Source organism: Shewanella yunxiaonensis (assembly GCF_018223345.1).
In the GTDB taxonomy this organism is placed as follows: Bacteria; Pseudomonadota; Gammaproteobacteria; order Enterobacterales; family Shewanellaceae; genus Shewanella; species Shewanella yunxiaonensis.
The window spans coordinates 1,774,180-1,789,144 of record NZ_CP073587.1 but is presented as its reverse complement, the minus strand read 5'-3'; the positions used below and the strand labels follow the sequence as shown (position 1 = coordinate 1,789,144).

Here is a 14,965-nt window from a genome sequence, read left to right as displayed (position 1 = left end):
GGGATAGTGGATAAACGGATTGCATTTTTGTCGGTCAAACGCCTTATTTTTATATATTTATGGCTGTTAACAGCTGTGACACTAATACTACCGCTGTCATCCTTTGCGGCAGCGAAAGAGCTATTGAAGCTACAAATAGACGGGGTTGACGGTGCGCTAAAGCGCAATATTCTTGCGCATCTAGGACCGCTCCCTGAAAACGATGCTCAACGCCGCGCCTGGTTGTTTGATGCCAGCAACAGTGTTCAGGATGCGCTGCAGTCCCTCGGCTACTACCATGGTAAACTTAAACAGCAACTGGTAGAGAATGACAAAGGCCCCTGGCAGTTAACACTCACCGTGACGCCCGGTGATGTTACCCATATTCAATGGGTCGATATCGTGCTGGATGGAGAGATCCTCAACGATCCGGTGGTCAATCAATGGTTAGATCAAGTATCTATCAGACCTGGTGATAATCTAAATCACGGCAGTTATGAAAGTGTAAAAGCGCAGTTGGCAACGTTGGCTTTGTCGCGTGGTTATTTTGATGGCCACTATAGCGTGGCAGAAATCCGCGTTAATCGAGAGCTTAATCTGGCCAAAATTAATTTGCGTTATGACTCAGGGAAACGTTATCACTTTGGTCACATCAGTTTCGAAGGCCAGATTCTTGAAGCAGGTTTTCTGGATAAGTTAGTCCCGTTTGAGCCGAATGCCACCTACAGCGCCCGCCGCTTATCATCGCTAAATCAGCAGCTAGTGGATACCGGCTATTTTGACAGCATAAAGGTGCTGCCCCAGGTGGACAAATTAAGTGATGACCAAGTCCCAGTAAAAGTGGAGTTATCGCCCAAACCCGATCACTCCTTCCAAGTGGGCTTAGGCGCAGATATTGGTAACAGTGCGGGCAGCGAAATCGAACCGCGGGTAAAGTTGATTTGGCGAACACCACAGATCAATCGGTTTGGTCATTTTCAGGAAACCAGTATTGAGTGGTCGCCCGACAGACCCAAGATGTTATTTACCTATACCATTCCATTAAGTCATCCTTTAGATGATCAGCTAAAGCTGCGCTTTGGTCTGCTATGGGATAAATATGGTGTGACCCAAGAGCTCGACAGTGCCACCCAACAGTTCAGTAATACCGGACAATTGGAGTCCCGCAAGCGTTTGATTGGTGTCGGCCGCAATAAACGACTAGGTCATGGTTGGTTATTTAACTATTCGTTAGATGCTCTGCGAGAGCAATATACACAAGCAGATGTCACCTATGATCCGCAGTTCTTTCTGTTTGGTGCCAGCATCAGTAAGACGGTGCGCGGGGATGCGAGTCTCGACCCTAAATCCGGTTACCGGCAACTCTATAGTGTGGCTTATGCCGACCCGACGCTAGGTTCAGATGCGCGCCTCAGTAAGTTTGAGGCACGCTTCAAATGGATTGACACCTTCTTCGATAAACACCGCTTCGTTGCCCGATTAGATCTGGGGCTGAATGTGGTGACAGATAATGATCTTATCTTGGTGCCTCCGTCCTTGCGTTATTTTGCAGGCGGCGATCAAAGTATTCGGGGATACAGTTATCAAGAGCTCGGACCATATCGCGAATTTACTAACAGTGACGGCGTGTTATCGCGTGAAGTGATTGGCGGCCGCTACCTCGCTGTTGGCAGTGTTGAATATCAGTATTACCTGACACCTCAATGGCGTGTTGCCACCTTCGTTGACGCGGGTAATGCCTACGATAACGGGCAAATGGCGCCTATCGTATCGGTTGGTGGCGGTGTTCACTGGATTTCACCTTTGGGGCCAATTAAGTTGGATATCGGATTTGGGGTGCATGACCCAGATATCGACTACCGCCCTTGGCGTATCCACCTGACCATGGGGAGTGAACTATGACGGCGGAACATGATGTGCCGAGGAGTTCACCGCGGCCGGAGAAAAGACCCAGAACGACATTATCGAAAACCATCGCTTGGTTAATTCGGCTGCTGGTTTATCTTCCAGTATTGATATTGTTATTAGTGGCGTTACTGGTTGGCACCGGTATTGGCACGCATGTGCTTGTCAAACTCGCAGACTGGTCAGTGCCAGGACTCAATATCAGTTACCAGAGTGGAACTCTTAATAACAAATTGGCGTTAAATAGTGCCTCTTGGCGCATGGCGGGTGTCGATGTTAATGCTGAAAAATTAGTGTTGCAGTGGCGCCCCGCCTGCCTGCTACAAGCACAACTGTGCGTGGATGACCTGCATGTCGGTAAAACCCAGGTTAATGTGAATACAGCGGATATTGCGTCAGCGGCAGATGCTGTAGCCGAATCGCCCGCAATTAAGGAGTTACAACTCCCATTCGGGATCCAGCTCAAGAATGGGCAGTTACAGGATGTGTCGGTGCAAGTCAATGATATGCACTTTGTAGCGACTGACATCAGCCTCAGTGCCGTTTGGCAGCGAACCGGGCTGATGGTAGAAACGCTAAAAGCGCAAGGGTTATCCGCCGACATTCCGTTAAATAGCGAAGATAAAGCGGTTAATGTAACCCATAATACCGTGCAATCCTGGCCTTTAGCCGCGTTGCCCACGGTATCAATGCCGTTTCCGCTTAATGTGCAGTCTGCTGTTCTAAGCGATTCAACCCTGAGTCTTGGTAAGCGCCAGGATAAATTTCCAGGGATCGATTTGCAGGGCAGTTTTATCGGAAATCAAATTTCTATACAACATCTTACGGTTCGTCACGATTATGGTGAAGGTACTCTCCAAGGCGAGCTTGCGTTGTCTGGTGCCTATCCGCTGACCATCCATAGCCATCTGAACATTCAACAGATTCCGCAATTCCCTGGGTTACAGCAACAACAAGTGACCGCAACATTGAGTGGCGATTTCGATTCCCTGCAAGCGGATATCCAACTCCAGGGAGATCAGCAGGCAGATATCACTGGCAAAATAGCCTTATCCAAGAGCACCCTGCCCTACGAACTTACCGTAAAACAAGGCCAGTTACATTGGCCGCTTGCGCAACCCCTATATTCAGTCTCTGCCCTCGATTTGCAAAGCCAAGGCTCACTTACTCAACAACACATCAAGGTGAGCGGAAACGTTGATACCCCTTGGGTACAACGAGTGGAACTGAGCAGTGATCTGACTCATCGGCAACAACAGTTAACGCTGACAGCATTTAAAGCGTGGTCTGCAGCCGGACAAGTCACCCTGAAAGGAAACTTGGATTATGCCAAAGGCATTAACTGGCAGGCACAGGTCGGATTGGAAGAACTGAACGCCACTAAAATTACCCTGCCCGCCAATGCGTTTGATATTCCAGAAAGTAGTATCAGCGGCAGCTTCAGCACCGAAGGTTATGTTGACGATAAGCGCTGGCGGGTAGCGGTTAGCAATGCCGACGTTAGAGGTTCAGCCGCTAAAACACCGTTTGTATTAACCGGAAGTGCCGATGTTGATCAACAGTGGCATATTCACAGTAAAGGCTTACAACTGACCGCCTTCAACTCTCATCTTTCCCTTGATGGTAATGCAGGCGATAAATGGGATCTCAACGGTCAATTGTCCATCCCAGAACTGGCGATGTTTTATCCGCTGGCACACGGCAGTATTAATGCTGATATCAACGTGCGTGGGGATGAGCTGCATCCGAAGTTAACACTGAATGGCAATGCCGCCCAACTCAGCTTTAAAGAGTATGCGTTGGACAATGCTAGCATTAACGGTCACTACTTACCTTTAGATCAACATGCGTTCGCCTTACAGCTGATCGGGAAGGCTCTTACCGTAAACAATCAGAAATTTGATCTTCTGACAGTAAAAACTGACGGCGATATCTATCAGCAACAGGTGACGGTTGAGGGTAAAGGCAGCCAAAGTGTCAATGCTAAGCTGGCTAATCAATATGATCCGTCGAAACATCAATTAAAAGCCAAGCTAACCGAATTTTCTTGGGATACCCCGATTGGTTATTGGCAATTACAACATACCGCTTCTCTTGACTGGGATTTATCCAAACGCCGAGGATTATTGTCACCCTTGTGTCTGCAATCAACGGATAACCTTGTCTGTTTGCAACACCCCGTAAATCTCACAGATAAAGGCCAGGCCGTTATTCATTACGCCGGAACGCCAGCCCCCTTATTAGCCAATGTCTTGCCGGAAGGCATTACTTGGCATGGGCAAGCCAAGATGGATGCCAGCATCAGTTGGCAACCGAAATCCAAGCCAACCGCTGAACTGCTGTTTAATATTGGTTCAGGTCGTCTCACCCTTCCAGACGGGAAGGGAAAGCAAACTGCGATTGATTTTGATGGTGGCTATATCAAAGCCTCACTAAACCAGCAATCACTGACAACTCAAGTGACATTCACCGCTGGAGATATTCTGCAACTTCACAGTCAATTATCCATCGCGGTTACACCTGAACATGCATTAAAGGGGACGGTGAAAATGCAACGGATCAATCTGCAGCCTTTGCAAAAATTGCTCCCCCAATTACAAACACTCACAGGACTGGTAAATGCAGACGTCAACATTGGCGGGACATTAAATGAACCTCAATTTAGTGGTCAATTACAGGTTGATAATGCTGAACTGGTGAGCACCAGTAACCCAACCGCAATCAAACAACTGCAACTACAGCTGGTATTTGCCGGACAACAAGCCACGGTTGCCAGCAACTGGATAATGGGCGAAGGCAAAGGTCAGATGCAAGGAACAATCCGTTGGACTGATGGTCGATTTACTGGCGATTTGGCAGTGACGGGTAACGATCTGACCATCATCCAACCGCCACTGGCAATCTTAAAAGTATCGCCAAATCTGCAACTGCATTTCACACCACAATTACTTGATGTTAAGGGTAATGTAAGTGTGCCATCCGGCACAATTACCATAGTGCAATTGCCTGATGGGGGCATCAACGTATCGCAAGATGTGGTGTTTGATGACAATATTGCGGCTGCACAAAAGCGGTCACCGCCAATGGCCATCAATGCTGACCTTAGTGTGAATGTCGGCAATAAAGTCGCCATTGATGGCTATGGTCTGAAAGGGATATTGAGCGGCACACTTCGTTTGCAGCAACTCGCCAACAAACCTGCACAGCTATTTGGTAACATCCGCGTTTTAGATGGTAGTTACCGCTTTATGGGACAAACTTTAACCATCACCACCGGTGAGTTGCAGTTTGTCGGACCGCCACAGGTACCTAATCTTAATATCGAAGCTATACGAGAAATCAAAGATGAGGATGTCGTCGCGGGTGTGCGCGTCACCGGAACACCTCGGAAACCTGTGGTCACGCTGTTTTCCAACCCCACCAAAGAGCAGGCTGAGATATTATCCTACATTGTGCAAGGCAAAGGTTATGACGCTAGCCAGAACAACTCTTTGATGCTCAGTGCTGCGATGGCTATTAGTGGTCAGGTATCTGGCGGGGGACAAGCGCTGAGTAATATCGGTAATACTGCTGCGGGATTGGTCGAAAAGTTTGGTTTTTCAAACGTGCAATTGGATACCGATGACGATGGTAAAGTCGCAATCAGTGGATATTTGGGTAAAGACTTGATGCTGAAATATGGTGTTGGCGTATTTACGCCTGGCTATGAAATGACCGTCAGATATTACCTGTTATCAAAACTCTATCTGGAGTCAGTTACCAGTACGGTCGGCCAGTCGCTGGATATCTATTACAGCTTCGATTTGTAATTGCTAACAGCTTATTGCACCGATAAAAAAAGCGCCATCAGGCGCTTTTTCTCAGAAGTGTTACGTATTAAGCGTAAACAAAGTCTACGTGTTCGATGATTGGCTTGAACACGTGACGCTGCATTGCCTGAGCACGCACTTTCACTTCTTTACCGTCAAGCAGAATAGTCAGCTCGCTGGTGTAGAAATCGTCATTAGCCTGGACGTTGATGATATCTTTGTGATCAAAAATGATAGATACGGGTTCTTTACCAGTACCGTAGATAACGCCCGGAACTTTACCCTCACGACGCAGGCGGCGGCTCGAACCTTTCCCAATCTCTGTGCGGGTAGCAGCTGGAATAGTGTAAGACATAAGAATTACTCTCTAGTTAAAAAATAAGCGGCCACCATTTTCGACCAACGGCGGCCTCGTATAAAGCGGGCGGATATTACCACAGCGATAGCAGAGCGACAAGTCAGTATTACCAGTAAAATTACCAGTGACGAACTGGGCCACAATCGATATGCACAAATCCCGATTTTGGATAGTAACCTACGCCACCTAACTTAAGGCTTAATGCAGCGTCTCGTATGTGCGCGAGCTTCACACTTGGCATGGCGATATCCATTGCCATGCCCGACATATGATAGCTCTTTTTAGCCACGCCACTACTGTGAGACCGCAGCATCGCATTGGTTTTAGGTGAACGGTATCCGGATATTACGTGAACCTCTTCAAAAGTACCCAGTTTCGACTGTAACTGATGCAAATAATCAAACAAGCGCTTATCCATCGGGACTTCAAGATCTTGTCGAAAATCCCTTAGAAGATAATTAAAGGAGGATAAAGTATCGCCTATATACTGACCATCTACCCAATAAACACCATCCTGACGCTCACCGGTATGAATATTATATAAACTGAGAGAACGGCTGCCTTTAGTAGAACGGCTAGCCATGGCTTTTGCGGGAAGAAGGGACATCAACGCCACGCCTCCGAGGCCTTTCAACAACTGCCTGCGGGCAGGACATACTACTGACAATTTAACCACCTTATCTTTCTTAAACGCACGGTAAACGTCCAAAAATTAACCGCTTTCTATAGTTGGGTCAACCATTGATTACGTGAGGTTGTGCATGTTTTGCACAATACTGACCAAGGTAGTAGACCATTTTTCCCCTATTGGCAAATATTTATCTCAATTCTTCAACTGAGGAAAATTTGTGGTAGATATCGTCACGAAACTGCGCCCTTCCCTGTGCGTCAACCCAAGCAGTCCAGTAGACAAGATATACCGCCAATGGTTGTTTGAGCGAGAACCACTGCGTAGTGTGATAATCCTGTTGCATATTGCGCCAGGTACGTTGGTCCTTCACACGGTGCTGCGCTAGCCACTGTGCCAATTCGTCGGCTTTCTCTACCCGGACACAACCCGATGAAAAAGCCCTTTCCGCTTTGGAAAACAGCTGCTTTTCAGGGGTATCATGCAGATAAACATCAAAACTGTTATCAAAATGGAACTTGTAGCGGCCCAGCGCACTATGACGGCCCGGTTGCTGAACTAATCGATAAGGGAAAGGCCCTCGCGCTAATTGTTGCCACTCGGCAGCAGTTTGACTCACCACCTTGCCCTCAGCATCATAGGCCAGGAAATCTCTGTCACGCAGATAATTACCATCTTTACGAATATGTGGTAATACATCTTTACGCAACAGGCTACGAGGCACGTGCCAACCCGGATTCAGCACTATGCTGGAAATGCGGCTTTGCAACAGCGGTGTCTGTCGGTAAGGTAGGCCGACGATTACCTTTGATTGCATGACGGATTTTCCCGCATCCACCAGCGACAACTCATAGGCAGGAACATTGACCAGAATATAGCTATCGGGTAATTGCTGACGATAAATGGTCTCTGAGACAAATTGTTGTGCCAGGACTGTCGCTCGTTGTTGCGGCGTAACATTCAGCCACCGCAGAGTTTGTGGCCCGATTACCGCGTCGACCTTTAAACCATGTCGTGCCTGAAAATGTTTAACTGCGATGGCCAGTTCCTCCGAATAGTCATACACATTGGTTTGAGGTTCTTGTAGATCACCAAGCCATAGTAAGCGCTGTGCTATCTGAGGAATAACCGCGTGGTTATCACCGGGACGCAACCATCCTTTAGGTGCGATCTCTGGCCAAGGTTGATTTTTTAACCACAACAGATATTGAATGCGATTTAGCGTCAGTTGATACTCTTGACGTTGAGGCTCCAATGCGATTGCACGCTGCAGCGGAGTTGCACTTTCCGGCAACGACGCAAACGGTAAGCTGACGCCCTGCTGTTGCCAAAAAGCGGCAATCTCTTGCTCCGCGTTAGATAATTGTCCGGAGGGCACCACAGATGACGATGTCTGCTGTAACTGCTGCAAGCTAAGTCGCAATGCAGCTTGATCTGGCAATAGTGAAAGCATCTGCAACTGACCAGTTAAGGTTTGCAATGCCATTTCATTACTACTGCCGGCCCGAACATTTTGTGTGATCAGGCATAACAACAATAAAGGCCAGTACCAATATTCCTTCATAACTTGCCCTCCAGTGTTACTAAAGTATGGCAAAGCCTGATGAAATTTTGTGGCAATAAGCAAATTTGCAGCAGACGACAACTGCAGAAAAACTTTTTAAAGGGAGAAAACGGAGCAAGTATAATTAAATGGAGGCGCGACCCGGAGTCGAACCGAGGTCCACGGATTTGCAATCCGCTGCATGACCACTCTGCCATCGCGCCTTTTTTTGGAGCGACATACCGGGTTCGAACCGGTGACCTATACCTTGGCAAGGTATCGCTCTACCAACTGAGCTAATGTCGCACTAGATACTGTAAAAGCCTTGCGCTTTCACGGGTTGGCATTCTACTGGTTTACCTTTGACTGTCAACGCAGAAATCAGCGATAAGCGGCTGTATGAGCACTAATTAATCTTATCTGCGCAGTTTCGTGTCATAGCTCACATCAAGCGGCAGTTAAATCCTTCCAAGCCGCCTGAATATAATTCATCATTGACCAGAAAGTGAGTATGGCTGCGATATATAGCAGAACATAAGCGGTTGTCACCATAATCGGCCCAGTCTGCCAAATCAATCCAATAATCGCCACCATCTGCGCTGCAGTCTTATATTTACCAATCCAAGAAACTGCAACAATGCCGCGCTTACCTATTTCAGCCATCCATTCACGCAAAGCTGAAATCACTATTTCTCGGCCTATCATGAATAACGCCGGCAGTGTCAGCCACGCGGTATTGTATTCTTCGACTAACAACACCAACGCCGTTGTCACCATCAGCTTATCGGCAACCGGATCGAGGAATGCGCCAAAGCGCGTTGACTGCTGTAACTTTCTGGCGGCATAGCCATCAAGTGCATCGGTAATCGCTGCTAACCAGAAGATAAATGCCGCCAAAAAATGCATCCAGTGGTACGGCAAATAAAACACCAATACAAACACTGGTAACAGGAACAACCTGAACCAGGTCAAGGCGATAGGGAGATTGAAAGGCATGATAAAACCACGTTATTGTCTGCACCGACAATCTTGCCCTATTTTCATTAACCCCGCAATGCGTCATGAATTGTTTGCGCCATTTCTGGGCTAATCCCTGGCACTTTAGCCAGTTCACTGACGCTCGCCCCCTTGACTTCTTGCAAGCCACCGAGGTACTGCAGCAAGGCTTTGCGACGCTTTGGCCCGACACCGGGTATAGATTCTAACGATGAGGTATTCCGTGTTTTTTGGCGGCGATTTCGATGTCCGGTGATGGCAAATCGATGTGACTCATCGCGAATATGCTGGATAAGATGTAGCGCTTCAGAGTCATCAGGCAGGCTAAAGCTTTCTTCTGAATCGCCAAAGATTAAAGTCTCCAGACCTGGCTTACGGCTCTCGCCTTTGGCAACACCGATCAGCAGTGGTGGGTTATCGTGGCCATTAAATTTTTGATTCACCACTTCTTGAGCCATGCGAAGCTGCCCCAATCCACCATCGATAAACACAATATCCGGGATTCTGGAATCATCAGTGATTTTATCAAAACGTCTTTCTAAGGCCTGCTTCATAGCGGCATAATCGTCACCGGGCGTAATACCTTTGATATTGTAATGCCGATACTCAGATTTTTGCGGACCTTCACGATTAAACACCACACAGGAAGCAACAGTACTTTCCCCCATGGTATGACTGATGTCGAAACACTCCATTCGGGCGATAGACTTTGACAATTCCAACGTTTCTTCCAACAACAGAAAACGTTGTTCCACGGTATTACGATGGGACAACTTGGTATTCACTGCATTAGTAGCATTGGTTTGGGCCAGTCGCAGGTATCCTGCCCTATCACCGCGAACACTGGTTTTAACAACCACTTTTTTCCCCAGCGCCTCAAACAATACGCTCGTTAATTCTTCCAGTTCTTCATAAGGTTCACTGATAAGGATCTCTTGTGGCAATGCCCGGTGTACTTCGGTATTGAGATAAAATTGCAGCATGAATGCGCGCAAGACTTCTGCCAATTCAGTTTCTGCAGGTACCGTTGGATAGTAACTACGGCTCCCAAAGATTTTACCCTCACGAATAAACAGCAAATGAAAACAAGCAATCCCAGAACCGTAATGCACACCAATGACATCCAGATTGCCATGAGAGGATGAAACTTGCTGTTGTTCGGCCACCCGGCGCAGCGCCATGATCTGATCGCGAAATTGCGCCGCAGCTTCGTACCGCTGCTCGGTTGCGGCTTGTTCCATTTTTGCCACCAAACTGGCAATCACCTGTTGATCTTTGCCTTTCAAAAACAAAGTGGCTAATTTCACCTGTTCTTGATATTCGTCATCGGAGACCTTTCCGACACAAGGCGCACTACAGCGCTTTAACTGATATTGCAGGCAAGGACGAGAACGCGCTTTGTAATACAAGTCATCACATTGGCGGATTGGAAACAGCTTCTGCATTAGATGCAGACTCTCCCTAACGGCACCACCATTGGGATATGGCCCGAAGTACTGGCCCTTTTCTCGTTGAGGACCACGGTGGTAGGCTAAACGTGGGTGTTGATGTTGGCTGAGAAAAATAAACGGATAGGACTTATCATCCCGTAATAACACGTTATATCGAGGTTGATAACGCTTGATATAATCGTTTTCGAGGATCAGTGCTTCTGTTTCGCTATGGGTAAGTGTCACATCAATATTAGCGATATGCGACACCAGTGCCTGCGTTTTTATATTGGGTAAATTTTTGCGGAAGTAGGAGGATACCCGTTTTTTTAGATCTTTCGCCTTGCCGACGTATATCACTGTACCACTGACATCATACATACGGTACACACCGGGAGAAGATGTCAGGTTCTTGAGAAACATTGTGGCATTAAACGACTGCGGCATAACTCAGCTCAATGGTGATAACGTGATGAACTTATTATCACGATGGTCCAAGGTGCTGACACGATTGGACCAATATGGACGATAAACAGAAAGGCAGCGTTAAAACTGACCTGCATCAAGCATTTTATAACGTATTGCCAGTTTGGTCAGCTCGACATCACCGCTAATCCCCAATTTGGCAAATAAGCGATAGCGGTAAGAATTTACCGTTTTAGGGCTAAGACTCAACTGTTCGGAAATGTCGTTCACCTTCTCGCCATTCGTGATCATCAGCATGATCTGCAGCTCACGTTCTGATAATGACTTAAAGGGATTATCGTCTGTCTGATTAAATTGACTGAGCGCCATTTGCTGCGCGATTTCCGGCGAAAGATAACGCTGGCCAATTGCCACCTGACGAATGGCCTGCAGCATCTCAGGAGGACGCGCACTCTTCGTCAAATAACCAGAGGCTCCGGCTTGCATGACTTTTGTCGGGAACGGATCCTCACTATGAATGGTGAGCACGATAATTTTGGCCTCAGGTTGATACCTCAGGATTTTTTTGGTTGCTTCCAGGCCCCCAATACCAGGCATATTCATATCCATCAGAATGACATCAGCTTCGTTCTGCCGACACCATTGAACGGCGCTCTCACCATCATTGGCTTCGCCGATCACCCGGATCCCTTTTTCATCCTCCAAAATTTTGCGGATCCCGGTTCTGACCAACTCGTGGTCATCCACCAAATACACTGAAATCAACGTTAACCCACCTTATTATTTTTGGCTGCGGGGAAAGCCCAACCAGGCACTGTCCGGATTAATTTAGCTGATATTAGAGATTAAAGAAAGTTAAAGTTAACCTCATGATATATAACGAAAGTTAACAACATGTAATCAACGAATGCTGCTGTTTAAAACACGCCCAATGTTGATGATATAGAAACCAAAAATGATAAACCCGGTAATTGAGCACGTATTTAAAAAAGAAAAAGCCCGCTGAAATCAGCGGGCTTTCGGAATATGGCGGAGGAGCAGGGATTTGAACCCTGGGTGGGCGCGAACCCACGCCGGTTTTCAAGACCGGTGCATTCAACCACTCTGCCACCCCTCCGAACGGCGCAAATATTATAAGCTCCATTTAGCCTTGTAAACCTTTATTTTTAAATATTATGTTTCCCCGCTCAAAAGCTGTTCAGCTTGCACCTGATTGACTATTTTTCAGCTTTTTATCAAACCGGTTGCAGGGATTTACGCTGCGGCCTTAAGTCACAATGTGATAAAATTACGCCATTAACAATCCGTCCGGCATCATGAAGTCCGACAATAATGAATCCAAGTTTAATTAGTGCCAATCATTTAGCACCAGTATTTGCTAATCCAATGCTGCCTGAAACCAGTGGTTCCAGTGACTTACTCTTTCAGCAACAACGATTGATTGATGCGTTTTCTCTGTTGTTAGGGAAACATCATCACGCTATGTATTTAGCCGATTTTCCCGGCATACATCGTCGTGGTTTGTTCACGGCACTCACAGCAATGTCAACGCTGCCCAGCAACTATTTACATGGTCGCATTCTGCGCTCCCAGTTGTTTGGTCATGGCAAACAAGCAGGTGAATTGGCGAAACATCACTTGTTGTTCATCTGTATAGAGTCGTTATTGAAACGAGATAGTCTCTGGGAAATGCTGCTGGATGCATTAGAACAAGGGGGCTATTCCCGTCAAGGTAGTTGGTGCGAATTAAAAGCGAAAATCGTTTTAATCGGGCCGGCCGCTTATTATGGGGATTTACTCAGCAGCGAACGTTATTTTTCAGACAATGTTACGTTATATGGCGAGATGGCCTTCGAATGGGATCGTCAACAAGGTGATCAACAAAACTATTTGCAATGGTTAATACAAGTTGCGGCATTGGTGTCACTGTCATTAACGCAAGATAGTTTGTTTCCGCTACTGACATATGCCAGTAAACAAACAGAACATCAGCAACGACTCACACTGGCCTCTAACGATATCTGTCAATTGCTACTTGAAGCGGCACACTATGCAAATTCAACCGAAATAGACGGTGTGAGCATCAATAGAGCCTTGCAACAGCGGAAGCAACGCCACAACAGCCAAGAGATGGTGTCGATACAAAATGTGGACGATAAATTCATCTACCTGCCAACTGATGGCGAGATGATTGGCCAGATTAATGGTTTGACGGTTATTGACTCTGGTGATTATTGCTATGGGGAACCAGCCAGGATCACAGCTTCCGTGCACTACGGCGATGGTGAAGTGGCGGATATTGAACGCAAATCAGAACTGGGCGGCAATATCCACGCTAAAGGGATGATGATCCTTTCAGGATGCCTCTATCGTGTCTTCGGTCGTGATGAGCCATTACATCTAAATGCAAATATTGTCTTTGAACAGTCATATCAGGAAATTGATGGCGACAGCGCGTCATTGGCTGAATATTGCAGTCTAATATCCGCGATTGCTGAGCAGCCGATTGCACAAGGATTAGCCGTCACAGGGGCCCTCGACCAATTTGGCAATGTTCAGGCTATTGGTGGTGTAAACGAAAAAATTGAAGGCTTCTTTAACCTCTGTAATCGCCACGGACTGACCGGTAAGCAAGGTGTTATTATGCCCCGCTCTAACGTGCAGCAATTGAATCTCCCTCAGGAAATCATTGATGCTGTGGCTGCCGGCAAGTTTCATCTCTATGAAATTAGTCATGTTGACCAGGCGGTGACCTTGTTGATGGGAAAAGTTGCTGGGAAACCGGATAAAGATGGCGATTTCCCCCCTGATTCACTTTATGGAATGGTGCAATTAAGGCTTGATGGATTAGCCGGGAATACCGATGATCAACCAGGCATTATCATGCGTTTACTGGGTAAGTTGGTATTTATGCGGAATTAAGTGCTGATCGGAGTTGTTTAGCTTACACCTGTTCGCTAATCTTGCAGCACTTGTATGAGATGTGGTTTTAACAATGACAAAATCGAACAGTTTCAGTAAAGAAGAACTCGTATCCTGTGGTTACGGTGAAATCTTTGGCAAAGATGCCCCTCGCCTCCCTATAAACAATATGTTGATGGTTGATCGCGTTGTGACAATCAATGAGGATGGCGGCCGTTATGGCAAAGGCGAGATTATCGCTGAATTGGATATCAATCCTGACCTGTGGTTCTTTGGCTGTCACTTTGTTGATGACCCGGTAATGCCTGGTTGCCTTGGTTTGGATGCTATGTGGCAGTTGGTTGGTTTTTTCCTCGCGTGGCAAGGGGCTAAAGGTAAAGGTCGCGCGCTAGGTGTAGGCGAAGTTAAATTTACCGGCCAGATCCTGCCAAATGCGAAAAAAGTGACCTACCATCTGCACCTGAAACGCACGATCAACCGTAAACTGGTCATGGGGATTGCTGACGCAACGCTGTCAGTAGATGGCCGCGAAATTTATGCGGCAACAGAACTGAAAGTCGGTGTTTTCACTGACACTTCAAGCTTCTGATCCTTAAACAGTAGGATGGTTAGCCCATAAAAATGCCCTCATCTGAGGGCAAGTGGGTCATTTGTTGAATAGACCGTTCAATCGGCCATCGATTCCCTCGCGCCAGCCTCCAAGCCACTGCGAACGGGAATCAAGATTTGAATACGGACAAAGTTCCTTGGAGCGGCCCCCAACACCAGCTTGGAATCCTTTGGAAAAGGCACGATCTAAACGATCCCGTTTTTGTCTCTTCATGCAAGTATCCTCTGTTCTATTCGACATAAAAAGCCTATGGCTTCCTGTACATGAATAGAACTTTTCCGGCTGCAGATCAATCAAAAAAACAGCAACCATTGCCGTATATTTAATAACCAATTGAGATTAGGTAAAAAAAAATCGGC

The 14,965-nt window shown here is 46.9% G+C and carries 11 protein-coding genes and 3 tRNA genes; 4 read left to right on the top strand and 10 right to left on the bottom strand.

Going from position 1 to position 14,965, the window contains the following annotated elements:
- Nucleotides 1-75 precede the first annotated feature (75 nt).
- A complete protein-coding gene (locus KDN34_RS08230; RefSeq protein WP_228730457.1) occupies nucleotides 76-1,881 on the top strand; it encodes an autotransporter assembly complex protein TamA in 1,806 nt (601 codons plus the stop codon).
- Nucleotides 1,878-5,693, top strand: coding sequence for an autotransporter assembly complex protein TamB (tamB, locus tag KDN34_RS08225; protein ID WP_212596371.1), 3,816 nt, complete (start codon nucleotides 1,878-1,880; stop codon nucleotides 5,691-5,693). The genes KDN34_RS08230 and tamB overlap by 4 nt, the downstream gene beginning before the upstream one ends.
- A 67-nt stretch (nucleotides 5,694-5,760) precedes the next feature.
- On the opposite strand, the gene rplY is transcribed toward tamB, so the two are convergent.
- From rplY to KDN34_RS08180, 9 genes are all read right to left on the bottom strand, one after another.
- Nucleotides 5,761-6,048 (bottom strand): 50S ribosomal protein L25, encoded by a 288-nt coding sequence (gene rplY / locus KDN34_RS08220; protein ID WP_212596370.1) that lies wholly within the window; start codon nucleotides 6,046-6,048, stop codon nucleotides 5,761-5,763.
- A gap of 121 nt (nucleotides 6,049-6,169) precedes the next feature.
- Nucleotides 6,170-6,718 carry a DUF882 domain-containing protein gene (locus tag KDN34_RS08215; protein WP_212596369.1) on the bottom strand — a complete coding sequence of 183 codons (549 nt, stop codon included), beginning with the start codon at nucleotides 6,716-6,718 and terminating at the stop codon, nucleotides 6,170-6,172.
- Nucleotides 6,719-6,869: 151 nt separating this feature from the next.
- The gene (locus KDN34_RS08210) at nucleotides 6,870-8,243 is read right to left on the bottom strand and encodes a L,D-transpeptidase family protein (protein ID WP_212596368.1); all 1,374 of its coding nucleotides are present in this window, start codon (nucleotides 8,241-8,243) and stop codon (nucleotides 6,870-6,872) included.
- Between the two features lie 129 nt (nucleotides 8,244-8,372).
- Nucleotides 8,373-8,446, bottom strand: a tRNA-Cys gene (locus KDN34_RS08205).
- A gap of 6 nt (nucleotides 8,447-8,452) precedes the next feature.
- A tRNA-Gly gene (locus KDN34_RS08200) sits at nucleotides 8,453-8,528 on the bottom strand.
- Between the two features lie 141 nt (nucleotides 8,529-8,669).
- Nucleotides 8,670-9,218: a CDP-diacylglycerol--glycerol-3-phosphate 3-phosphatidyltransferase gene (pgsA, locus tag KDN34_RS08195; protein ID WP_212596367.1), complete on the bottom strand. Its 549-nt coding sequence runs from the start codon at nucleotides 9,216-9,218 to the stop codon at nucleotides 8,670-8,672.
- 47 nt (nucleotides 9,219-9,265) lie between these two features.
- Nucleotides 9,266-11,095, bottom strand: a complete 1,830-nt coding sequence (uvrC, locus tag KDN34_RS08190; protein WP_212596366.1) for an excinuclease ABC subunit UvrC — start codon at nucleotides 11,093-11,095, stop codon at nucleotides 9,266-9,268.
- 99 nt (nucleotides 11,096-11,194) lie between these two features.
- The gene (uvrY, locus tag KDN34_RS08185; protein WP_212596365.1) at nucleotides 11,195-11,839 is read right to left on the bottom strand and encodes a UvrY/SirA/GacA family response regulator transcription factor; all 645 of its coding nucleotides are present in this window, start codon (nucleotides 11,837-11,839) and stop codon (nucleotides 11,195-11,197) included.
- 262 nt (nucleotides 11,840-12,101) lie between these two features.
- A tRNA-Ser gene (locus tag KDN34_RS08180) sits at nucleotides 12,102-12,191 on the bottom strand.
- Between the two features lie 215 nt (nucleotides 12,192-12,406).
- Between KDN34_RS08180 and KDN34_RS08175 the strand changes: the two genes are divergently transcribed.
- On the top strand, nucleotides 12,407-13,996 hold the full coding sequence (locus KDN34_RS08175) for a Lon-insertion domain-containing protein (protein WP_212596364.1): 1,590 nt from the start codon (nucleotides 12,407-12,409) through the stop codon (nucleotides 13,994-13,996).
- Between the two features lie 73 nt (nucleotides 13,997-14,069).
- Nucleotides 14,070-14,585 (top strand): bifunctional 3-hydroxydecanoyl-ACP dehydratase/trans-2-decenoyl-ACP isomerase, encoded by a 516-nt coding sequence (fabA, locus tag KDN34_RS08170; protein WP_212596363.1) that lies wholly within the window; start codon nucleotides 14,070-14,072, stop codon nucleotides 14,583-14,585.
- Between the two features lie 57 nt (nucleotides 14,586-14,642).
- Here fabA and rmf read toward each other — a convergent pair whose 3' ends face one another.
- Nucleotides 14,643-14,819 carry a ribosome modulation factor gene (gene rmf, locus KDN34_RS08165; protein WP_212596362.1) on the bottom strand — a complete coding sequence of 59 codons (177 nt, stop codon included), beginning with the start codon at nucleotides 14,817-14,819 and terminating at the stop codon, nucleotides 14,643-14,645.
- Between the last annotated feature and the right edge of the window lie 146 nt (nucleotides 14,820-14,965).